This is a genomic window from Nocardia sp. CA-135398, from assembly GCF_050955845.1.
Taxonomy (GTDB): domain Bacteria; phylum Actinomycetota; class Actinomycetes; order Mycobacteriales; family Mycobacteriaceae; genus Nocardia.
In genome coordinates this window covers 1,210,472-1,231,132 of the sequence record NZ_CP192084.1, presented here as the reverse complement: position 1 = coordinate 1,231,132, position 20,661 = coordinate 1,210,472, and the positions used below count along the sequence as shown (strand labels likewise).

General features: G+C 66.6%; 20 protein-coding genes. 12 read left to right on the top strand and 8 right to left on the bottom strand.

Features of this window, described 5'->3' with window-relative positions; all coding sequences use genetic code 11:
• Positions 1-44: 44 nt before the first annotated feature.
• Positions 45-449, top strand: coding sequence for a nuclear transport factor 2 family protein (locus tag ACQP1T_RS05480; RefSeq protein ID WP_433758856.1), 405 nt, complete (start codon positions 45-47; stop codon positions 447-449).
• On the opposite strand, the gene ACQP1T_RS05475 is transcribed toward ACQP1T_RS05480, so the two are convergent.
• The gene (locus tag ACQP1T_RS05475; RefSeq protein ID WP_433758855.1) at positions 446-1,123 is read right to left on the bottom strand and encodes a class I SAM-dependent methyltransferase; all 678 of its coding nucleotides are present in this window, start codon (positions 1,121-1,123) and stop codon (positions 446-448) included. The two genes, ACQP1T_RS05480 and ACQP1T_RS05475, sit on opposite strands and share 4 nt — an antisense overlap.
• 74 nt (positions 1,124-1,197) lie before the next feature.
• On the opposite strand from ACQP1T_RS05475, the gene ACQP1T_RS05470 reads away from it, so the two are divergent.
• Positions 1,198-2,064 (top strand): helix-turn-helix transcriptional regulator, encoded by an 867-nt coding sequence (locus ACQP1T_RS05470; protein WP_433758854.1) that lies wholly within the window; start codon positions 1,198-1,200, stop codon positions 2,062-2,064.
• Between the two features lie 417 nt (positions 2,065-2,481).
• Here ACQP1T_RS05470 and ACQP1T_RS05465 read toward each other — a convergent pair whose 3' ends face one another.
• Both ACQP1T_RS05465 and ACQP1T_RS05460 read right to left on the bottom strand, forming a co-directional pair.
• Complete coding sequence (locus ACQP1T_RS05465) at positions 2,482-4,101, bottom strand: acyl-CoA dehydrogenase family protein (RefSeq protein ID WP_433758853.1); 1,620 nt, start codon at positions 4,099-4,101, stop codon at positions 2,482-2,484.
• Entirely contained in the window at positions 4,088-4,717 is a 630-nt protein-coding gene (locus ACQP1T_RS05460; protein WP_433758852.1) for a TetR/AcrR family transcriptional regulator, read from the bottom strand. The genes ACQP1T_RS05465 and ACQP1T_RS05460 overlap by 14 nt, the downstream gene beginning before the upstream one ends.
• A gap of 66 nt (positions 4,718-4,783) precedes the next feature.
• On the opposite strand from ACQP1T_RS05460, the gene ACQP1T_RS05455 reads away from it, so the two are divergent.
• Both ACQP1T_RS05455 and ACQP1T_RS05450 read left to right on the top strand, forming a co-directional pair.
• Entirely contained in the window at positions 4,784-5,545 is a 762-nt protein-coding gene (locus ACQP1T_RS05455; protein WP_433758851.1) for a crotonase/enoyl-CoA hydratase family protein, read from the top strand.
• 2 nt (positions 5,546-5,547) lie between these two features.
• Complete coding sequence (locus ACQP1T_RS05450; protein WP_433758850.1) at positions 5,548-7,410, top strand: hypothetical protein; 1,863 nt, start codon at positions 5,548-5,550, stop codon at positions 7,408-7,410.
• Positions 7,411-8,089: 679 nt separating this feature from the next.
• On the opposite strand, the gene ACQP1T_RS05445 is transcribed toward ACQP1T_RS05450, so the two are convergent.
• Positions 8,090-8,782: a pyridoxamine 5'-phosphate oxidase family protein gene (locus ACQP1T_RS05445; RefSeq protein ID WP_433758849.1), complete on the bottom strand. Its 693-nt coding sequence runs from the start codon at positions 8,780-8,782 to the stop codon at positions 8,090-8,092.
• Between the two features lie 81 nt (positions 8,783-8,863).
• Between ACQP1T_RS05445 and ACQP1T_RS05440 the strand changes: the two genes are divergently transcribed.
• Positions 8,864-10,261, top strand: coding sequence for a PLP-dependent aminotransferase family protein (locus tag ACQP1T_RS05440; RefSeq protein WP_433758848.1), 1,398 nt, complete (start codon positions 8,864-8,866; stop codon positions 10,259-10,261).
• Positions 10,262-10,263: 2 nt separating this feature from the next.
• On the opposite strand, the gene ACQP1T_RS05435 is transcribed toward ACQP1T_RS05440, so the two are convergent.
• Positions 10,264-11,379, bottom strand: a complete 1,116-nt coding sequence (locus ACQP1T_RS05435) for an alpha/beta hydrolase (protein ID WP_433758847.1) — start codon at positions 11,377-11,379, stop codon at positions 10,264-10,266.
• Between the two features lie 99 nt (positions 11,380-11,478).
• Here ACQP1T_RS05435 and ACQP1T_RS05430 point away from each other — a divergent pair, with 99 nt between their 5' ends.
• The 4 genes from ACQP1T_RS05430 to ACQP1T_RS05415 are packed head-to-tail and all read left to right on the top strand — an operon-like array spanning position 11,479 to position 15,335.
• On the top strand, positions 11,479-12,105 hold the full coding sequence (locus tag ACQP1T_RS05430; RefSeq protein ID WP_433758846.1) for a TetR/AcrR family transcriptional regulator: 627 nt from the start codon (positions 11,479-11,481) through the stop codon (positions 12,103-12,105).
• A gap of 37 nt (positions 12,106-12,142) precedes the next feature.
• On the top strand, positions 12,143-12,388 hold the full coding sequence (locus ACQP1T_RS05425) for a DUF2630 family protein (RefSeq protein WP_433758845.1): 246 nt from the start codon (positions 12,143-12,145) through the stop codon (positions 12,386-12,388).
• Positions 12,385-13,815, top strand: coding sequence for a dihydrolipoyl dehydrogenase family protein (locus tag ACQP1T_RS05420; RefSeq protein ID WP_433758844.1), 1,431 nt, complete (start codon positions 12,385-12,387; stop codon positions 13,813-13,815). Before ACQP1T_RS05425 ends, ACQP1T_RS05420 begins: the two co-directional genes overlap by 4 nt.
• Positions 13,816-13,829: 14 nt before the next feature.
• Complete coding sequence (locus tag ACQP1T_RS05415) at positions 13,830-15,335, top strand: carboxylesterase/lipase family protein (protein ID WP_433758843.1); 1,506 nt, start codon at positions 13,830-13,832, stop codon at positions 15,333-15,335.
• A gap of 1 nt (position 15,336) precedes the next feature.
• Here the strand turns inward: ACQP1T_RS05415 and ACQP1T_RS05410 are convergent, their stop codons facing one another.
• A complete protein-coding gene (locus tag ACQP1T_RS05410) occupies positions 15,337-16,206 on the bottom strand; it encodes an Fpg/Nei family DNA glycosylase (RefSeq protein ID WP_433758842.1) in 870 nt (289 codons plus the stop codon).
• Positions 16,207-16,527: 321 nt separating this feature from the next.
• A complete protein-coding gene (locus ACQP1T_RS05405; RefSeq protein ID WP_433758841.1) occupies positions 16,528-17,391 on the bottom strand; it encodes an SDR family oxidoreductase in 864 nt (287 codons plus the stop codon).
• Positions 17,392-17,530: 139 nt separating this feature from the next.
• On the opposite strand from ACQP1T_RS05405, the gene ACQP1T_RS05400 reads away from it, so the two are divergent.
• The gene (locus ACQP1T_RS05400; RefSeq protein ID WP_433758840.1) at positions 17,531-18,499 is read left to right on the top strand and encodes an Lrp/AsnC family transcriptional regulator; all 969 of its coding nucleotides are present in this window, start codon (positions 17,531-17,533) and stop codon (positions 18,497-18,499) included.
• Here ACQP1T_RS05400 and cobF read toward each other — a convergent pair.
• Complete coding sequence (gene cobF / locus ACQP1T_RS05395; RefSeq protein WP_433758839.1) at positions 18,475-19,215, bottom strand: precorrin-6A synthase (deacetylating); 741 nt, start codon at positions 19,213-19,215, stop codon at positions 18,475-18,477. The genes ACQP1T_RS05400 and cobF overlap by 25 nt on opposite strands.
• A 42-nt stretch (positions 19,216-19,257) precedes the next feature.
• Here cobF and ACQP1T_RS05390 point away from each other — a divergent pair, with 42 nt between their 5' ends.
• Positions 19,258-20,064: a thymidylate synthase gene (locus ACQP1T_RS05390; protein ID WP_433758838.1), complete on the top strand. Its 807-nt coding sequence runs from the start codon at positions 19,258-19,260 to the stop codon at positions 20,062-20,064.
• Entirely contained in the window at positions 20,061-20,606 is a 546-nt protein-coding gene (locus ACQP1T_RS05385; protein ID WP_433758837.1) for a dihydrofolate reductase, read from the top strand. The genes ACQP1T_RS05390 and ACQP1T_RS05385 overlap by 4 nt, the downstream gene beginning before the upstream one ends.
• Positions 20,607-20,661 lie beyond the last annotated feature (55 nt).

Below are 20,661 nucleotides of genomic sequence, written 5' to 3'. Positions count from 1 at the left end.
CGATGTGCGGTCCGGCCGGAACCGAGCGCCAGCGAGGTGCTGGCATGAGTGCGGCAGCGAACAAGAAACTTGTCGAGCACATCTTCGACCAGATGTCCAAGGGCAATACCCGAGCGATGGCCGAGGCCATGGCCGAGGACTTCCGCTGGATCTTTCCGGGGAACTGGTCATGGTCGCGAACTTGGGAACCGAAAACGGTTGTCCTGAACGAACTGCTGCGGCCGCTGATGACCCAGTTCACCGAGTACCGCAGCGCGGCCGACTTCGTGATCGCCGAAGACGACCGCGTCGTCGCCCAGGTCCGCGGGCACGGCATCACTACCGGGGGTGAGCCGTACGAGCAGACCTACTGTTTCGTCTTCCGGATCGCCAACGGTCGGCTCACCGAGGTGATCGAACATTGCGATACCGCGCTGGTCGAGCGGGTGCTCCAGCGCGTCGGCGGCTAGTTCGGACGGGTGCCGCGGTAGAAGGTGACGCGGCCCAGACGACGGTGGCGCTGGGAAGCGACTACGGCACAGTCGAAGCCGACGGTGCGCAGAAGTTGGGGAATGCCGTCGCCGAGATGGTCCTGAGTGTGGTGAGTATGCAGCAGCAGCCGGGCCATCAGGCCGTCGTCCGTGGTCACCTCACCGCCGATATCGACGATGTGCAAGCTGCCGCCGGGGCGCAGGACGCGCAGCACCTCCGCCAGTGCGGCGGTTTTGATGTCGGTGTCGAGGTGGTGCAGCATCATCGATGAGAGCACCCGGTCGAATTCCTTGTCCGGATAGGGCAATTCCTGCGCGTAGGCGCGTTCGAAGCGGATTCCGTTCAGCCCATTCGCCTTTCGCTCGGCACGGGCGAGTGCGAGCGGGTCGGGATCGGAGCCGATCACCTCCGCCGCGGGCTCGGTGCGTTTGGCGCGGATCGTCAGATTGCCAGTGCCGCAGCCGATTTCCAGTACTCGCTGATCAGGTGCGAGGTCGGCCTGCGCGACGAGGGTTTCGTGGAGTTTGTACATGCCGAGCACGCGGGTGAGCAGGTCATAAGTGGGTAGCAGTACGTCACGACCTGCCGCGGGCAGGTAGTCGTGCCGATTGCCCATGGCTTTGAGCACCGAATGTGGATGATCTTTGGTCATGATTCCCATGGTGCCCGCAGATCCAACCGCATAATTGGGTGATTATCGGCCGAATTCGGACTATTTTCGGTGTCATGATCGAGGCTACCCGGATGGTCCGGCATCGGCGCGGTGTTCCGGTGTACGACTATCGCAGCGATCAGGTCACGCCGCCGGTGTCGCTGCTGCGCTTCGATCGCCATGCCGAACGCGGCCACCGCCCGCATATTCACAACTTTCCGGTGTTGATGTACGTCCAGTCCGTCGGTGTGGTGTACGTCGTCGCGGCAGGTCAGGTGATCGAGGCGGCCCCGCCGCATGAGTTCGAAGGCGCGGTCGGGGTGTTCTTCGATCCCGCGGCGCTCGGCGATGCGGGACACGCGGCATGGCCCGCCTGGCGGGCGCATCCGTTGCTGTTCCCGTTCCTGCACGAGCATTCGGGTGGCGTGTTGGAATTGGCCATCCCGGTGGAACGAAGACCATTGTGGGACAGTGCGATTGCCGCCATCGAGGCCGAGCTGGCACAGCGGCAGGAGGGGTACCGGCAGGCGGCGGCGGCACATCTGACGCTGCTGCTCATCGACCTCGCGCGGCTGGCCGCCGATGTGGTGGGTGATCTGCGGCGCCGCGGTGAACCGTTGCTCGCCGAGGTGTTCGACGTCATCGACCAGCGGCATACCGCACCGCTGTCGCTGCGCGATGTGGCGGATGCGGTCGGCATGACGCCGGGTCATCTGACCACCGTGGTGCGCCGCCGCACCGGACGCACGGTGCAGGCGTGGATCACCGAACGGCGGATGACCGAGGCGCGCCGGTTATTGGCCGAGACGGACTTGCCGGTGGGCGAGATCGCCCGGCGGGTCGGGATTCCGGACGCGGGCTATTTCACCCGCTTGTTCCGGCGCAACAACGACCTCTCACCTCGGCAGTGGCGCGCCCAGCCCGCTTCCCTCACGCGCTGACGCGAGAGAGGCAGCGCCGATGCGAGAGAGGCAGCGGGCCGAAGCGAAAGAGGCAGCGGGCCGATGCGAAAGAGGCAGCGCCGATGCGAAAGAGACAGCGGGCCGATGCGAGCGTGGGCACCACGAGTTGACGCGAGCGCAGCAGGCTAACGCGAGCACAACGAGTTGACGCGAGCGCAGGGTCCCGCAGCGGGCTGACCCGACCACCGCGCAGCAGGACCGGCCCCGACCACTGACAGCGCGCTGACGAGGGCACGTGCAGCCGTAGCGGGCTGAAGCGAGTGCTTACGAAAACGGCGTGGACTTCGCACCCGTAATCGGTGCCCACTCGCTGGAGTTCGCACCCGCAATCGGTGCCCACTCGCTGGACTTCGCACCCGTATTCGGTGCCCACTCGGATGCCCGGGAGCGGCCGGGTCAGGTGAGAGCGCGAGCGATGATGTCCGTGGTGTTCACGCCGGTGGGGAGGGTGCCGAAGGCGATGCCCCAGTCGTCGCCCAGGCGGGTGGCGCAGAAGGCGTCGGCGACGGCGGGGTGGCCGTGGCGGACCAGTTGCGCACCCTGCAACACCAGGGCCATGAGTTCGACGACGCGGCGGGCGCGGTATTCGATCTCATCGAGGTCGGACAATTCCTTGCCGAGGCGGGCGATGGCATCATCGAGGCGGGGGTCGGCGCCAGCGGCGAGGGAGACTTCGTTGAAGAAGGCCTCGACCGTCTCGGGCTGACGGCCCATGGCGCGCAAGGCATCCAGCGCCGCGACGTTGCCGGAGCCTTCCCAGATGGACATGAGCGGGGCTTCGCGGTACAGCCGGGGCATACCGGATTCCTCGGCATAGCCATTGCCGCCGAAGCATTCCAGTGCCTCGGCCGCATGCGCGGGTGCACGCTTGCATACCCAATACTTGGTGACCGCCAACGCGATTCGGCGCAGCGCGGCCTCGGCGGGATCGGTGCCCGCGCGGTCGGTCGCACCGGCCAGCCGCATCATGACCGTGGTCGCGGCGTCGGATTCGATTACCAGGTCGGCGAGCACGTTGCGCATCGCCGGTTGATCGATCAGCTTGGCCCCGAACGCTTCTCGGTGCCGTGCGTGGTGCGCGGCGTAGACGGCGCCGACACGCATGCCGGTGGCGGAGCCGATGACGCAGTCCAGGCGGGTCATATTGACCATTTCGATAATGGTCTTGACGCCAGCCCCTTCCGCGCCGACCAGCCAGCCGATGGCGTTCTCGTATTCGATCTCCGAGGACGCGTTCGACTTGTTGCCGAGCTTGTCTTTGAGGCGTTGGATCCGGATGGGATTGCGGGTGTCGTCCGGGAGGACGCGCGGCAGCAGGAAACAGGACAGGCCGCCGGGCGCCTGGGCCAGGGTGAGGAACATATCCGACATCGGCGCCGAGGTGAACCACTTGTGGCCGACGATGCGGTAGCTGCCATCGGGTTGCGGTGTGGCGGTGGTGGTGTTGGCGCGGACATCGGAGCCGCCCTGCTTCTCGGTCATCGACATGCCGGCGATGAGACCGGCCTTCGTCGACGGCTTGCGCAGGCCGAAATCGTAAGTGCGGGAACCGAGTAGCGGTTCGTATTTGGCCGCGAGTTCCGGATTGTGGCGCAACGCGGGCACGACGGCGTAGGTCATCGAGATCGGACACATATGTCCGGCGTCGGCGACACCCCAGGTGTAGAACTTCGCGGCGCGGGCAACGTGGGTGCCCGGCCGGTCGTCGAGCCAAGGTGAGCCGTGCAGTCCGTGTGCGACAGCGACTTTCATCAGCTCGTGCCAGTACGGATGGAATTCGACCTCGTCGATGCGGTTGCCGTAGCGGTCGTGTGTGCGCAGGACGGGCGGGTATTCATTGGCGAGACGGCCCCACTGCTGCGCTTCGAATCCGCCTGCGAGCGTGCCGAGTTCGCGCACTTCGGGTTCGGCCCAGGCCGCGCCTTCACGGTGCAGTCCCTCGAGCAGTGCCGGGTTCTGCGCGACATCGAAGGGCACGATATCGGGCACCTGGTTGAAGACTTCATGCGTCGGCATCGGACACTCCTGAGTCGGATTCAGCGCGCACACCTAGTGCGCGTAACGCGAAACTGATGAGTTCGGGCACAACGGATTCGCTGTGCGGTGCGTCGGCCAGTGGACCGACCAGGACCTCGCCGATCGCGCCGACCAGCGCGGCCGCGCTGGTCTTGGCATCCTGCGCGGGCAGTTCACCACGCGAAACACCTTCCGCGACAGCGGATTCGAAGGCTTCGACGAAGGCACGGCGGAAGCGCAGACGCTCGGTGTCGACCACGGTATCGACGGGTTCGACGAGCAGGACGTAGGCGAGTTTCGGATTCTTCAGTGCCCGGCCCGCGAAGGTCTCCACCGCCGCGGTGACCCGTTCGACGGCCGTTCCGGCGGCGCTTGCGGTGACCACCGCGGCGACCTCATGCGCGACCACCTTCCGGAATACCGCGCTCACCAAGTCGACCTTGCCGCTGAAGTTCTTGTAGACCGTTCCGGTGGCAACACCCGCCTCGGCCGCGACGGCCGCCATGGACAGTCCGGCATAGCCCGCGCGGGACAGCACCTTGGTCGCAGCCTGCACGATCAGGCCCGCCTGGGCATCGAGGCGGGCCTGCACAGCAGGGGTTCTGCGGTAGGCCATACAAGAAGTGAACCATATATTCATTTCTTCACACAAGGGTCCTTTCGACGGCGTATGGTCGTGCTCGTGACTGTGCGAATCGAACGCAACGGGCCCGTGACCACCGTGATCCTGCACCGCCCCGAGGCACGCAATGCCGTCGACGGTCCGACCGCCGCGGCCCTGGTCGACGCATTCCGCGAATTCGACGCCGATCCGGATGCCGCGGTCGCCGTGCTGTGGGGCGAGGGCGGCACCTTCTGCGCGGGTGCGGACCTGAAGGCACTCGGCACCGAGCGCTCCAATCGGGTCACCGAGGACGGTGACGGTCCGATGGGGCCGACCCGGATGCGGCTGTCCAAACCGGTGATCGCCGCCGTCTCCGGGTATGCGGTCGCGGGCGGACTGGAGCTGGCCCTGTGGTGCGATATGCGAGTTGCCGAGCAGGACAGCACCTTCGGCGTGTTCTGCCGCCGCTGGGGTGTGCCGCTGATCGATGGCGGCACGATTCGGTTGCCGCGCATCATCGGTACCGGGCGCGCGATGGATATGGTGCTCACCGGCCGTGCCGTCGCCGCCACGGAGGCACTGCAGATCGGGCTGGTCAATCGAGTCGTGCCGAATGGCGAATCCCGAAGTGCCGCCGAACAACTCGCCGCCGAACTGGCCGCACTACCGCAGACCTGCCTGCGCTCGGACCGCATGTCACTGTTGGAGCAGGACGGTATGGACGAACAGACCGCACTGCTCAATGAATACCGACACGGCCTGAAGGCCCTGACCGACGGAGCCTTGGACGGTGCGCAACGGTTCGCCGCCGGTGCGGGCCGTCACGGGGCGCGTACCTGACAATGGCGCCTGCCCAACGGTTGAGCGTCGTCGACGAGATCTTCCTGCGCACCCATCGCGGGCTCGGCACCCCGATCGTGCTCCAGGGTTTGTGGCGTACCGCCGATCGCGTCGATTCGGAATTGCTGTGGCAGGTGCACGCGGCGCTGCGAGTTGGACCGTTGGGACGCAGGGTGATTCGACCTCGCGTTCCGGGCGCACGTCGCAGTTGGCGCGCGAACACTCGGGCCTATCCGCTGGCATTCACCGACGACACCATCGCTGCCGGAGACCTGCTCGAGTGGGCCGATGAGCAGGGCGCGAACCTGGATCCCGAATACGGTCCGGGTTGGCGATTGTCGACCGCCCGGCTGGACGACGGCGGATCGATTGTATCGCTGACCTGCTCGCACGCACTCGCTGACGGCAGAGCACTTGCGCTCGCGGTGGATGACGCACTGGGCGGTAGAGGCTTGACCACACCGTCGGTGCGGGCAACGCGTTTACCTGATACCGGATCAGGCATGAGCTCGGCGAGGTCGACGGTCGATCCGAGCAGCACGTCAGCCGAATCCACTGCGCCAGAAGCGCATGCCGCACGAACCGCCGAAGACCGGCCCGGTCGACCGAGCATGGTGGGGCCGGTTACATCCGATGCCCGTGGGGCGACTTCCGCCGCACCGGAACCGAATCACTCGGGCGGGAACGACCGGCTAGACGACACCGCGGGCTCGACAACAGCCATCGGCAACACACCGACGGAGACCGATCCGGCCGCCACCGCCCCAAAGGCCAACCGCTCGAACACCATAGTCGAAGGCGCGCCCAGCCAAACACCAATGACACCAGCAGCATCCATTACACCGGAACCGAATCACTCCGGCGGGAACGACCGGTTGGTCGGCGCTGCAGGCTCTCGCAACGCGCCGATGGAGGATCCGGGGTCGGCTTATGTGCAGCTGCCGGGTCGATCGAATGTGGGCGACTCGATGCCGCGGTCTTCGGCGGCGACCTTCGCTGCGGGGGAAGCAGTCCGGTTCAACGCACGAGGGAGCGCCTCGTCGGTACGAGGGCTCGACGCCCGATATCCGGCTTCGGATTGGTCCGATGCCTGGCGGCAGTGGGTGATCGTGGTGCGCGGCACTTTTCGCGCACTTCGTCAAGGTATCCCCGAACGGCCCGCCCGGGCGGCATCGACTCGTGAACGCGGGTCGACCGCTGGACGCGCAGGGGTTGTGACTGCGCCGATCGTCAGCGTCGTACTGCAGTGTCCCGCTGCCGACTGGGAGTCGGCGGCTGCGGCGCAGGGTGGAACCGCCAACAGCCTGTTCATCGCACTGATCGCGAAGATGTTGTGGGCCAGTGGATTTTCCGGCGAGACGATCGATGCCAGCCTTCCGGTCGACACCCGCGACGAGCCGCGCGTCGACAATGACCTCGCGATGACCGAGATCACCGTCGAGCGCGCCGATACTCCGGCCACCATTCGCGAGAAGGCCCGAATCGCCTACGAGCGGCGCATGTCCAGCCCCGGGGGGATGCCGGAGGAACTGCTGCAGGTGATTCCGGACCGCTGGGCGTATGCCCTGTCCAAGGGTGCGGGTGAACGAGACATCCTGTGCTCCAACATCGGAACGCTTCCCGACTCCCTGCGCACGCTTGGTCCCCACCGCTGCACCGGCGTTGCCGCCCGCGCCATCCATCCCGGCCTCACCGCGGACCACCTCCCCCGCACCCGCCTATCCGGCTATCTGTGCCGCATCGCGGACACCTACACCCTTGCCGTCGTCAGCCTCGACCCCTCCCGCATCGACACCCCCGAAACCCTCCGCACCCTGGCCCACAAAACCACAACCGCTCTCGGCCTCCCGATCACCCAGTGGTGACCTCCGGCACCCTGCCCTGGTTACCGCACACCCAGTGAGCACCTCGCAGAAGCTATGTGCGAGGTGCGCACTGCCTATGCGCGAGCCGCCTATCGTCGGCTGGGACAACCGGCGGTCGACGCTCGCGTGCCGAACTCGGCGCAGTCGTATGCTGAGCCACCGCCACGCCGAGGGAGCGGTCGATGCGCGTGGGCACGACTCGCAAGCAGTGCACCTCCTCGGCCGCCGCCAATTGCGGCCATCGACGGTGCCCGCGCTCACAGATGGCCTCCGACATCAGTCGCACACACTTGTCGCACACACTTGTCGCACACCCAGTGAGCACCTCGCAGAAGCTATAGCCTGTGCGAACTCCACACTGCCTATGCGCGAGCCGCCTATCGTCGGCTGGCACAACCGCGGTCGACGCTCGCCCGCGCGCCGAATTCGGGCGCAGTCGTATGCTCAGCCACCGCCACGCCGAGGGAGCGGTCGATGTACGTGGGCACGACTCGCAAGCAGTGCACCTCCTCGGCCGCCACCAATTGCGGCCATCGACGGTGCCCGCGCTCACAGATGGCCTCCGACATCAGTCGCACACACTTGTCGCACACTCGGTGAGCACCTCGCAGAGGGTGCGGCCTGTGCGAGGTACGCCCTGGGTATGCGGCATCCCCGGAGGGGGCGACGGTTCGCGGGGTCAGGGGGTGGGGAGCGGGGCGAGGTCGGTTCGATCGAGTACGTCCTGTGGTATCTCGATGCCGGGCTCGAGATCGGCCGAGGGGATCGGGGCGTCCCAGACCTGACGCAAGGGCAGGACGCCTGCCCAGATGCCGCCGGTTTCGATATCGGCGGCGTCGTCCTTGGGGCCGCCGGTTCGGACCTTCACCGATGCCTCGGTCAGGTCGAGAGCGAGGACCATCGTGGCGGCCATTTCCTTTTTGTTCGGCTGGCGCACGCGATCCCACGCACCCGGGGCGGAGTGTTCGACGATGACCCGAAGCGCGTGCATGCGCTCATCGGGGTCGGTGAGTTCAGCGGCGCGGCCGCGCACCACGGCCGAGCGGAAGTTGGCGGAGAAGTGCATGGCCGAACGGGCGTAGACGATGCCGTCGACCAGGGTGACGGCGATGGAGATATCGCCGGTCAGCGCCGCCCGCAGGTTTCCGGCGCCGGTCGAGCCGTGCAGGTACAGCATGTCGCCGTCGCGGCCGTAGACGGTCGGGAGCACCACCGGGCTGTCGCCGAGCACGACGCCGAGGTGGCAGACCAGTCCGGCGTCGAGTACCGCATCGAGTTCGGCCCGATCGGTCCGGCCACGCTCCTTGGAACGTGTCAGGGTGGTACGTGAGGTCGGCGAAAGCGGCGGCCGTGCGCTGATCGACTTCGTCATACTTCTAGCGTGGAGCGCAAAGTGGCATTCTGAAATAGCCAATTCATGGAAATTCGAACAGTCCAATTCGGGAGGTGCACGATGCTGGAGGAACTTCCACTCGTCCTCGACCGCGAGGCTGACCAGCCATTATCGGTTCAGGTCGCGGAGGCTCTGCGCGCCGCGGCCAGCAACGGACTCCTGCACGCGGATGATCGACTCCCCTCGTCGCGAGCGCTGGCCCAGCGCCTCGGCGTGAGCCGCACGGTGGTCGCCGCCGCCTACGACCAACTGCATGCCGAGGGCTGGATCGCGGGCCGCCGCGGCTCGGGCACCTACCTGACCACCGCCCCCGCCGAACCGCCTGCCCGAGCGAGTACGCGCAGCATCGCCGAGCATGAACCGGACCTGCTCGATCTCGGCCCCGGCGCGCCCTGCGTCGAGGCGCTCGATCAGGCGGCCTGGCGCCGTGCCTGGCGCGCGGCCGCCGACAACTCCCCCATCATCCGCAGGGACCGCGGCGGCGAACCGGAATATCGCGCGGCGGTCGCCGAACACCTGCTGCGCCACCGCGGCCTCGGTGCCAGCAGCAAGTCAGTAGTGCTCGCGACGGCCGGAACCAGTGCGGCCGTAGTCGAACTCGCGGCCGCCCTACTGCGCCCCGGCGACGCCATTGCCATGGAAGATCCGGGGTATCAGCGTGCCGCGGGCGCATTCGTCGCGGCCGGTGTCCGGGTACTGCCGGTGCCGATCGATGCCGACGGCCTGCGCGTCGACCGACTGCCCGACCGCATCAAGGCCGTGTATTGCACTCCGGCACACCAGTTTCCACTCGGCACCCGCATGCAGGCGGCACGTCGCGTACAACTCGTCGAATTCGCCAGGCGCGCAGGCTTACTCATCATCGAGGACGACTACGATGGTGAATTGCGCTACGACACTGCCCCTTTGCCGCTACTGTCCGCAATGGCTCCGGACGTCGTCATCCATCTCGGCACCACAAGCAAGATACTCTCGCCGACCTTGGGCATCGGCTGGCTCGTCGCCGCCCCGGATATCACCGAAGCTGTTATCGCACACCGCGAACGAACCGGTACCAGCCCGAGCCCCGCCGGCCAGCGCGTACTCGCCGAATTCGCCCGGCACGGCGATCTCGCCCGACACCTGCGCCGACTGCGCCGCGCGGTGCCCCCGCGCCGAGCCCTGGTCGTGGACGAGCTGCGCCGCCGTGGACTCGAAGTACTCGGCGACGACGCCGGTTCGCACGTGGTGGTGCCACTGGATTCGGCCGAAGCCGAACAGCGGGCCGTGGCAGTGGGCCGGGCGCGCGGTGTGGCGCTCGACGGACTGTGCCGCCATCACCTTGCGGCACAACAACACCTACTCGCGGCCGCAGCTGGGCCGCACACCTTCGGCATCGCACTCGGCTACACCGCACTGAGCTGGAACGAGCTCACCACCGCCGTTCCGATTGCCGGAGCATGCCTTACGCAGGCTTAGGTTCAGCCGAACAGTCGGGCGACGAACGGCATGCTGTCCGGTAGCGAACCCGCGACGGTCGCGCTGTGATCGAGGCCGGGATAGACGTGCACCTCGGGCCGGACGCCATTGGCCTGCAGGTCGGCGACCAGCTTCGCCGTCAATGGCGCGGGCACATCGGTGTCATTGGTGCCCTGGCCGATGAACAGCGGGCGGTCGTATCCGGTCATCGGCACATCCATGATCGGATGTGCGGTCGCGGCGAAGTCGCCGTCCGAAAGTGGCCGGGAGAACAGCTGATTCAGGGTGACGCCGTCGGCCCGCTCGGCCAACGGGGTGAAGCAGAGCGTCTGGGCCGCGTCGACCAATTCCTTGCCGACCGGGGTGAGGTAGCTGTCCAGGTCGAAGTCCGGGCGTGCCGCCTTCAACCCGTTCATCACATATGTCGCGTAGGCGGTCAGATGCGACGACCGAATCGCCGGTGTCGACGGGCCGACGAATATGGACGCGTCGACGATATTCGAGGCGGGTCCGGTGGCGACCGCACCGCGATAGTCGAGCTCCGGGCCATATTTCGTGGCCAGCGACGCGGTGAACACCGCTGCACCGCCACCCTGGGACTGTCCGATGGCCACCCATTTCGACGACAGCGAGTCGTCGACGGCACGGGCGGCGCGCACCATATCGATCGCGGCATGCGCCTCGGCGCGACCATCGAGATAGGCATGCCCACCGGGCGTGCCCAGACCGATGTAATCGGTCGCCACGACGGCATAACCCTGCCGCAACCAGGTGGCCAGATAGTTTTTGTCGCGCTCGGACCGGCCCGCGGTCGACGGTGCGCAGTCGTCGCCGACGCCGACGGTCCCGTGTTCCCATGACAGCACCGGCCAGCCGCCGGGTGGGGGCGTACCCGCCGGAATGAAGATCGCGCCGGTCGATTGGGCGGGGCGATCGTCGGAGTCGCGAGTCCAGTACATGAGTCGCCGCGCGGATCCGGTGCCCGCGAGCCACAGGTCCGATGGCAGTACCTCGTCGCGCAGCACTGTTCCCGGTCCGGCCGGATCCGCCTGCGCGTTCGCGGCCGATGGTCCGGCCAGGATGGCCGCCGTGGCCAGGGTGATCAGTGTCCGACGCATCGGCACTATTCCTCTCGCTCGGAGTTGCTGTCTCATTGAGACACTTTAGCCAGACTAAGCTAGAAAGTGTCACTTTGAGACAGATGTTCGGGAGGTCGCATGGAGCAGAGCGGTCTGCGCGAAAAGGAGAAGGCCCGGGTGCGCCGGGAGCTGATCGATACCGCGCTGCGCCTGTTCGAGCGGCAGGGTTTCGAGCAGACCACCGTGCAGCAGATCGCCGATGCCGTGCACGTTTCGCGGCGCACCTTCCACCGGCACTTCCCGTCCAAGATGGCCGTGGTGTTCGCGCACGAGGAAGATCTGATGGCACAACTGCTTTCGGAATTGGAGCGCCGACCGGTCACCGAATCCGCGCTCACCGCAATGCGTTCGGCGATTCAGCAGCTCTTGCTCGATGAATCCGAGGCGGCGCTGCGTCGCCACCAGGCCGATACCGCCCGTCGCGCCCGCCACCTACTGGTCACCAATCCCGAACTGCGCCAAGAGAATTTCACCGGGGCGATGAGCCGCAAACATGCCCTCGCCCTGCTCCTCGCCGAGCGTTCCGGACTGCCCGAATCCGATCTGCGCCCGCAACTCGTCGCCGCCACCTGCTTCGCCGCCTTCGGCGTCGGTCTCGACAACTGGATGCTCGGCGCCGATCATTCGATCGCGGCGCTGTACGAAATCCTGGACAGCATCGTGGCCGCGCTGCAGCAAGGCATCGATGTGCCAGGTTCGCACTGACCAGTCGGATCCTCGACACGGTCGTAGCATGGTCCCCATGACCGAACAGGACATCCTGGCGCGTATCAAGAATCTCGTCGATCGCGAGCATGATTTGCGATCCAAGGCGACGGCCGGTGCGGTCGATCCGGTAACCGAGCGGAAGCAGCTCGCGGAACTCGAGGTCATGCTCGATCAGGCCTGGGACCTGCTGCGGCAGCGCCGGGCGCGCATCGACGCCGGGGTCACGCCCGAAGAGGCGCAGGAGAACCCGGCCCGTCAGGTCGAGGGTTATCTGCAGTGACCTCCGATTCCGCCGCCGAATACGACGTCATTGTGATCGGTGGTGGGCCCGCCGGTGAGAACGCCGCGGCCTACGCCATCGCCGACAGTGACCGCACGGCGGTCATCGTGGAGCGGGAACTGGTCGGCGGTGAATGTTCGTATTGGGCGTGCATGCCGAGTAAGGCGCTGCTGCGACCGGCGCACGTGTTGTCCGGTGCCAAAGCCATGGCCGGCATCACCGCGAGTGGGCTCGATGTCGACGCGATATTGAAGCGGCGCGACGCGTTCACGCATAAGCACGATGACAGCTCGCAGGTCGACTGGGCCGCCGACAATCGCATCGACGTGGTCCGCGGAACGGGACGGCTCGCGGGCGAGCGACTCGTCGAGGTCGACGGCCGACAGCTGCGCGCCAGGCACGCGGTGGTGCTGGCCACCGGCACCAAGGCCGCCGTTCCCGATGTACCCGGATTGCGTGATGCGCTGCCGTGGATCTCCCGGGATGTGACCAATCTGCACGAGGTTCCGCGCCGGGTGGTGATCGTCGGTGGCGGTGTGGTCGCGTGCGAGGCGGCTACCTGGCTGGCCGCGTTGGGCGCGAGTGAGATCACCATGCTGGTCCGCGGCGATGCGTTGCTCGGCAATGCCGAACCGTTCGCGGGGGAACGCGTGGCCGCGGCACTGTCCGATGCCGGTGTGCGGATTCGATTCGGCAGCCAACCCACCCGGGTGTCGCGCGCGGATGCGAAGGACGCGGGCGAGGGCTGGATTCACGGCGGTGCGGTGACCGTCGAGATCGGCGAGAGCGAGATCGAGGCCGACGAGATCGTGGTCGCCGCCGGGCGCGGACCGGCGACAGCAGAGCTCGGACTGGGTTCGGTCGGGCTCGCGGACGGATATGTCGAGGTGGACGACCGGTTGACGGTGCGCGGCGTCGACGGCGAATGGCTGTACGCGGTCGGCGATGTGAATCACCGTGCCGCGCTGACACATATGGGGAAATACCAGGCCAGGGTGTGTGGGGATGTCATTGCCGCGCGGGCCGACGGGCGCGCGCTGACGGATGGCAGGTATGCGGCGAGCGCCGACCACGGGCAGGTGCCGCAGGTGGTATTCACCGCACCGGAAGTCGCGTCAGTCGGGCGCACCGAGGCGGCGGCGCGTAAAGCGGGCTATGCGGTGGAAACCGTGGAGCTCGATATCGCGGTCGCCGGATCAGCACTGGCACGTGACGATTACGCGGGGCGGGCGAAGATCGTCATCGATACCGCCACCGATACGCTGCTCGGCGCCACTTTCGTCGGGCCCGAGGTCGGCGAGCTGATCCACGCGGCGACCGTTGCTGTGGTCGGGAAGGTGCCGCTGGCGGCGCTGTGGCACGCGGTGCCAGCCTATCCGACGGTGAGTGAGCTCTGGCTGCGTCTGTTGGAGGCCCGCCGCTCGTAGTTACCATCGGAAAGATGTCCGATATCACGACCGCCGACGGAGTTGTCCGCGGTTACCGCGGCCGTCATGTGCTGCGCTGGCGTTCCCTGCCCTATGCCGCACCACCGGTCGGAGATCTGCGATTTCGCGCGCCGGAGCCGGTGCAACCGTGGACCGGGGTGCGCGAGGCAACCGCATTCGGGTTCGCCGCGATGCAGCATCGGTCCGGTGCCAGGATCGGGCCGCGCCGGTATCAGCCGACCAGTGAAGACGCCCTGACACTCAATGTCGTCGCGCCGATCGAACCATCGTCGAAACCCCGACCGGTGCTGGTATTCATTCACGGCGGCGGATATCTGATCGGCACGTCGGCGCTCGGTCTGTATTCCGGTGCGCGATTGGTGGTCGGCGGCGACGTGATCGTGGTGTCGCTGAACTATCGGCTCGGCGCGTTCGGTTATGTCGATTTCAGTGAATTCAGCACGCCCGAACGACCTTTCGACAGCAACCTCGGGCTGCGTGATCAGGTCGCGGCACTGGAGTGGGTGCAGCGCAATATCGCAGCCTTCGGCGGAGATCCCGAGAATGTCACCATTTTCGGCGAATCCGCCGGTGCCCATGCGGTACTCGCGCTACTGGCCACACCCGCGGCAGCGGGACTGTTCCATCGCGGCATCGCCCAGAGCCCGCCCGCCGATTGGGGTATGAGTGCCGAGGACGGTCGGGCATTCGCCCGCCGGTGTATAGACGCGCTCGGCGCCACCCCCGATACCGCGGCCAAGGCACTGATCACGGCCGGTGCCAACGACATTCGGCACGCGGTCGACAAGACCAGCAATAAGGTGCTGCGGGAGCGTCCCGGACTGTTCCCGATCGCGCCGGTCGTGGACGGCGACTACCTGCCGCAGTCACCGATCGATGCGATTACCAGCGGTGCCGCCCACAGGGTTCCGCTCATCATCGGCACCAATCGCGATGAGGGCACATTGTTCGCGAAGTTCGCCGATGAACTACCGACCACCCCGGGACGCCTGCACGCCCTGCTCACCCGAGACGGTGATGCGGAACTCGAATCCCGAGTCATCGCGGCCTATCCCGGCTATCCGGACGCGAAGGCCGCCGTTCGTGCCGGTGGTGATTACGTGTTCTGGCGGCCATCGGTCACCGTCGCGGCGGGGCACAGCCGTTACGCACCGACCTATTCCTACCGTTACGACTTCGCTCCGCGCGCACTGCGTCTCGCCGGGGTCGGCGCGACCCATGCCACGGAGCTGATCCCGGTCTTCGGTGCGGCCAATTCGCCGATCGGCCGGACATTCACCGCGGCGGGCGGGCGGCGTGGGCTGCTGGCGGTCACCCGGCAGTTCCAGGACAATTGGCTGGCATTCGCGCGGACCGGACGACCACTCCCCTCCTGGCCCGCCTATACCGAGGACCGGCGCACCACGCTGATCATCGATGAGATCACCCGGTTGGAGAACGATCCGGACAAGGCCAAACGTATTGCCTGGCAAGGAATCCGGGTGCCGACGTTGATCTGACCTACTTCAGCAGGCGGGACATGCGGCGGTCGGCCAATATTTTCCCGCCGGTCTGGCAGGTCGGGCAGTACTGAAACGAGCGCTCGGCGTAGGAGACCTCGCGGACGGTGTCGCCGCAGACCGGGCACGGCAGGCCGGTGCGAGCGTGTACTCGCATGCCGGAACGCTTTTCGCCCTTGAGGCGGGCGGCATCCTGGCCGACCGAGCGCTGTACGGCGTCCGTGAGCACCGAGCGCATGGCGTCGTACAGCACCGAAATGGTCTCCGCGGCCATGGTTTTGGTATTGGCGAACGGTGAGATCTTGGCGGTGTGCAGGATCTCGTCGGAGTAGGCGTTGCCGATTCCGGCCAGCAGGGACTGGTCGACGATCGCGGTCTTGATGCGTTGCGATGCACCGTGCAGGATCTCGCCGAATTGTTCCTCGGTCACCTCGAGTGCGTCCGGGCCGAGGCGCGCGATGCCGGGGACGAGTTTCGGATCGTCGACGATGTACACCGCGAGCCGTTTCTTGGTGCCCGCCTCGGTCAGGTCGAACGCGGGTGTCATGCCCTCGGGGGTGAAGAAGTGCACGCGCAGGGCCAGCGGGCTCTTGCCGCCCGGTTTGGGTGGCGTCTGGCTCGGCTCATCGATCCATCGCAACCATCCGCCGCGCGACAGATGGGTGATCAACCAGAGCCCGTCACACTCCATCCCCAGGAATTTCCCCCACCGCCCCGCCCCGGTCACATCGCGCCCGGATAGCGCCGTAACCGGCGGATCGAACGTCTTGACCGCACTCAAGGCAGCCACATCGACACGCCCCACCACGGCGCCGACCGCGTGCTCCCGCAGGAACTGCGCCAACGCCTCCACTTCCGGTAGCTCAGGCACGATCCTCAGGCTACCTGCCCCCACCGACATCCACGCAGTTCACGCACGCGGGCGGATCAAGATCAGGTGGAACTGGTGGCGGGCCTTCTCGGGCGATGCCGCCATAGATTCCTCCTGATCTTGATCGCCGGTCGCTCGGCGGCGCAGCGAGCGAGGGTGCTCAGTCCGCTTCGCGAGGAGCAGGCAGCGGCGGGCAGCCACGTGGCACTGGGCAGCGAGAGTGCTCAGTTCGCTCGGCGCGGACCGGTGCTCGACAGCATGCGGCGGGCAGACAATGACGGCGCGCGATCGAGGGACGCCCGGACGCGCAAGGGCGGGGTGCTAGGCGGCGGCTGCGGAAGTGAAGTGGGTGCGGTGGTTTTCGGCCCAGGTGCGGAAGGGGCGGGGTGGGGTTCCGGTGATGTGCTCGACGGTGGGGTGTACGACCGAGGTGAATGCCTCCAAAGCGGTGGCGCGTAATGCCATGATCGCGTCGGCCATCTCGGCAGGAACGCCGTGGTCGATGATCGACTGGCGGGCGGCGGCGGGTTCCACTTCGACGTAGCGCAGTGGGCGGCCGAGGACTTGCGCGAGGATGTCGGTCTGCTCGCCGGGGGACAATGGCTGTGGGCCGCTCAGTGTGTAGATCTCGCCCTCGTGGCCGTCGGTGGTGAGTGCGTTCGCGGCGACCGCGGCGATATCGTACGGGTCGACCACGGCGATGCGACCCTGGCCGAACGGGGCGTAGACCGCGCCGTGATCGCGAATCGAACCGGCCCAATGCAGCGCATTGGCCATGAATCCCAAGGGGCGCACCATCGTCCACGGGACGCCGCTGTCCCGGACCGCCTGTTCACCGGCGCGGTGCCAGGTGGGAATCGGATCGGTCGCGGTGTCGTCACCGGTGCGGCCGGATGACAGCTTGACGATGTGTTCGACGCCCGCGTCGGCCGCCGCCTGCGCGAGATTCGCGTCGTGAGTGGGGATTTCGGGGCCACTGGACAACAGGAACACCCGATCGACACCTCGCACCGCCTCGGTGAGGCTGTCCGGATCGCCCAGGTCCGCCCGAACCACCTCGATACCGTCGGGCAGTCCGGCGAATTCGGGCCGCCGCGCCATAGCCCGCATCGGAACACCTTGCGCCAGCAATCGGCCGACCAATTCGCGGCCTACGGTCCCGGTCGCTCCGGTCACCAGAATCATCAACTTCTCCTTCGTCGATCTGCCGGGCCGAGCAGCCCGAGGCAAGGTCCACCTTCGGCAGACACACCGAAATGCACCATCAACGGTCGAAGATCAGCGGATCCTTTCCATATTCAGCGCGAATATGAAAGATATTTCCATGCTCGACAATGTAGACCGCGGCCTGATCCACGCCCTGCACATCGACGGCCGCGCACCGTTCAGCAAGATCGCGGCGGTCCTGAATGTCTCGACGCAAACCGTCACCCGCCGCTATCAACGCCTGCGCGCCGCCGCCGGGCTCCGCGTGGTCGGCCTCCCCGATCCGAGCCACGCCGGTCACGACCAGTGGCTCGTGCGCCTGACCAGCACGACGGCCAGCGGCCAGAACCTCGCGAATTCGCTGGCCCGCCGTCCCGACACGTCATGGGTCAAACTCACCTCCGGCGGCACGGAAATCCTTCTGGTAGTGAGCATTCCGCGCGGTGACGCCGCCCGCTCGATACTGCTGCGCGACCTCCCCCGAGCCGCCGGGATCACCGCCGTCTCCGCGCACTACGTTCTACACACTTACCTCGGCGGACCGACCGCATGGCGCGGCCACATCAGCGCACTGAACGAGCAGCAGCGAAAACGACTGGAGCCGAGCCGAACCGGGCCAGCACCCCGTCGTGGACTCGCCGAAACCGATGCCGCGCTGCTGAGCGCCCTGCAACACGACGGCAGAGCGACCTTGACTCAACTCGCCACCACGACCGGCTGGTCCGAAGCAACGGTCACCCGACGACTCGCGGAACTACAAGCGGCACAGGCGATCTTCTTCGATGTCGAGCTCGATGCCGCTCACTTCGGCGCCACAACCCAAGCGCTGCTGTGGATGTCGGTGGCACCATCGCAGCTCGACCGCGTCGCGACCGCGCTCGCCGAGCACGAAGAATTGGCCTTCGTCGCCGCCACCACCGGCCCGACAAACCTTGTCGCCCAGGCCTTGTGCTCGGACCCCGAGGCCCTGCACGGCTACCTCACCCAGCGTCTCGGCGCGTTCGATGCCATCCACAACTTGGAAACAACACCCGTCCTCGCCACCGTGAAGGCGGTCTCACTTCAGGAACCCGGGCGCAGGAGATAAACGTCGAAGATCCACCCCTTTTCGGCACGCAACCGAGTGCGCCGCTCGACGATATCCCGCTCGACCGCACGCAGCGGCCCCTCGATCAATGTTTCGTCGGGCATCCCCAGATACGCGCCCCACCAGATGTGCACGTCATCGCCGGGCACTTCCGTGAACGAACAGTCACCATCCAGCATCACCAGGGTCGAGCCGCTGAGCCCGTCTTCGCGCAGCCGACGCCCGGTGGTGATGTGCACCGGCTCGCCGATCCGATGCAGCACCATCCGGTGCCGAGCCGCCAGGGCCTGCACGCTGGTGACACCCGGAATCACCTCGTAATCGAAACTCTGGGCACCGCGATCCAGCACCCGTTCGATCATGCGCAGCGTGCTGTCGTAGAGCGACGGATCACCCCAGACGAGAATGCCGCCGACCCCATCGACCTGCGCGAACACGTCCTCCAGCAGGGCCGAGCGGCGATCGTGCCAATCCTCGACGACGCCCCGGTAATCAGCCGGATCCCGGTCGCGCGGCGGATCGGCGATCTCCACGATGCGGTACGGGTGATCGAGGTGTTCGGTGAGGATCGACGTGCGCACGTCGACCAACTCCTGCTTCTCGGCCCCCTTGCCGATCACGAAAAACACCTCGACCTGCCGCATTGCCTTGATCGCCTGGACCGTCACCTGATCCGGATCCCCGGCACCGATGCCGATCACGTAGAGCTTGCGCATGGCTCGAGCTTGCCAGCCACGACATGGGTAAGCTCGCCAGGCGTGGCCAACAATGCTGATACCCAGTACGAGGACCTACTGCGACTGGTCCTGGAGTCCGGTACCGCGAAGGCGGATCGCACCGGCACCGGCACCCGCAGCATCTTCGGCCATCAGCTGCGCTACGACCTCGGCGCGGGTTTTCCGCTGATCACCACCAAAAAGGTGCATCTGAAGTCGATCGTCTACGAATTGCTGTGGTTCCTGCGCGGCGATTCCAATGTGGCCTGGCTGCACGAGCACGGTGTCACCATCTGGGACGAATGGGCGGATCGGCACGGCGAACTCGGCCCGGTCTACGGCGTGCAGTGGCGATCATGGCCCACCCCCAACGGCACCCATATCGACCAGATCGCCGAGGTGCTGCACACCCTGCGCACCAATCCGGATTCCCGGCGCATCATCGTCTCGGCCTGGAATGTCGCCGACCTCGACAAGATGGCATTGGCGCCGTGCCATGCGTTCTTCCAGTTCTATGTGGCCGACGGCAAGCTGTCCTGCCAGCTCTACCAGCGCAGTGCGGACCTGTTCCTCGGCGTACCGTTCAATATCGCCAGCTATGCCCTGCTCACGCACATGGTCGCCCAGCAGACCGAGCTGGAACCCGGCGATTTCATCTGGACCGGCGGTGATTGCCATATCTACGACAACCACCTCGAGCAGGTCACCGAGCAGCTGAGCAGGCAGCCCTACCCGTTCCCCACACTGAAACTGCGGCCGGCGCCGACGCTGTTCGATTACGCCTACGAAGATGTGGAAGTGGTCGGCTACCAACACCATCCGGCGATCAAGGCGCCGGTTGCGGTATGAATGCGGCATCGCGTAGCGATTCGGTGCGGGGTGGTCGGGCGACGGGAGGGCAGGGCCGCACCATCGGTCTGATCTGGGCGCAGACTCCGGACGGCGTGATCGGCTTCGAGAACACCATCCCCTGGCGCGTGCCCGAGGATATGGCGAATTTCAAGGCCGTCACCATGGGGCATCCGGTCATCATGGGGCGTCGTACCTGGGATTCCCTGCCGCCCAGATTCCGCCCGCTGGACGGCCGCCGCAATATCGTGATCACCCGGCAACCCGACTGGTCGGGCGTGGGCGCCGAACGCGCCGCATCGCTGTCCGACGCGCTCGCCGCGACGGCACCGGAGGACGTCTGGATCATCGGCGGCGGCGAAATCTATCGAGCCGCAATGGATTTCGCTACCGACCTGCTGGTCACCGAGGTGGACACCACGGTCGACGGTGACGCTTACGCACCCGCCATCGCCCCCGAATGGCATGCCGACGACGCCGAGCCGTGGCACGAGTCGAAGACGGGCCTGCGCTTCCGGATTCGTCGCTATACCCGTAAGTAAGGCCACCTGCCGGCAAACCCTCGGTATCACGCATTCGGGACCGCGCAACACGGTT

Bases quoted from the DNA above. Each gene is read 5' to 3' on its own strand.
- ACQP1T_RS05475 (WP_433758855.1), bottom strand. From the start codon at position 1,123: ATGACCAAAGATCATCCACATTCGGTGCTCAAAGCCATGGGCAATCGG.
- ACQP1T_RS05385 (WP_433758837.1), top strand. From the start codon at position 20,061: ATGAATGCGGCATCGCGTAGCGATTCGGTGCGGGGTGGTCGGGCGACG.
- ACQP1T_RS05465 (WP_433758853.1), bottom strand. From the start codon at position 4,101: ATGCCGACGCATGAAGTCTTCAACCAGGTGCCCGATATCGTGCCCTTC.
- ACQP1T_RS05435 (WP_433758847.1), bottom strand. From the start codon at position 11,379: ATGCGTCGGACACTGATCACCCTGGCCACGGCGGCCATCCTGGCCGGA.
- ACQP1T_RS05400 (WP_433758840.1), top strand. From the start codon at position 17,531: ATGCTCGACAATGTAGACCGCGGCCTGATCCACGCCCTGCACATCGAC.
- ACQP1T_RS05415 (WP_433758843.1), top strand. From the start codon at position 13,830: ATGTCCGATATCACGACCGCCGACGGAGTTGTCCGCGGTTACCGCGGC.
- ACQP1T_RS05425 (WP_433758845.1), top strand. From the start codon at position 12,143: ATGACCGAACAGGACATCCTGGCGCGTATCAAGAATCTCGTCGATCGC.
- ACQP1T_RS05450 (WP_433758850.1), top strand. From the start codon at position 5,548: ATGGCGCCTGCCCAACGGTTGAGCGTCGTCGACGAGATCTTCCTGCGC.
- ACQP1T_RS05445 (WP_433758849.1), bottom strand. From the start codon at position 8,782: ATGACGAAGTCGATCAGCGCACGGCCGCCGCTTTCGCCGACCTCACGT.
- cobF (WP_433758839.1), bottom strand. From the start codon at position 19,215: ATGCGCAAGCTCTACGTGATCGGCATCGGTGCCGGGGATCCGGATCAG.
- ACQP1T_RS05430 (WP_433758846.1), top strand. From the start codon at position 11,479: ATGGAGCAGAGCGGTCTGCGCGAAAAGGAGAAGGCCCGGGTGCGCCGG.
- ACQP1T_RS05405 (WP_433758841.1), bottom strand. From the start codon at position 17,391: ATGATTCTGGTGACCGGAGCGACCGGGACCGTAGGCCGCGAATTGGTC.
- ACQP1T_RS05440 (WP_433758848.1), top strand. From the start codon at position 8,864: ATGCTGGAGGAACTTCCACTCGTCCTCGACCGCGAGGCTGACCAGCCA.
- ACQP1T_RS05480 (WP_433758856.1), top strand. From the start codon at position 45: ATGAGTGCGGCAGCGAACAAGAAACTTGTCGAGCACATCTTCGACCAG.
- ACQP1T_RS05460 (WP_433758852.1), bottom strand. From the start codon at position 4,717: ATGGCCTACCGCAGAACCCCTGCTGTGCAGGCCCGCCTCGATGCCCAG.
- ACQP1T_RS05470 (WP_433758854.1), top strand. From the start codon at position 1,198: ATGATCGAGGCTACCCGGATGGTCCGGCATCGGCGCGGTGTTCCGGTG.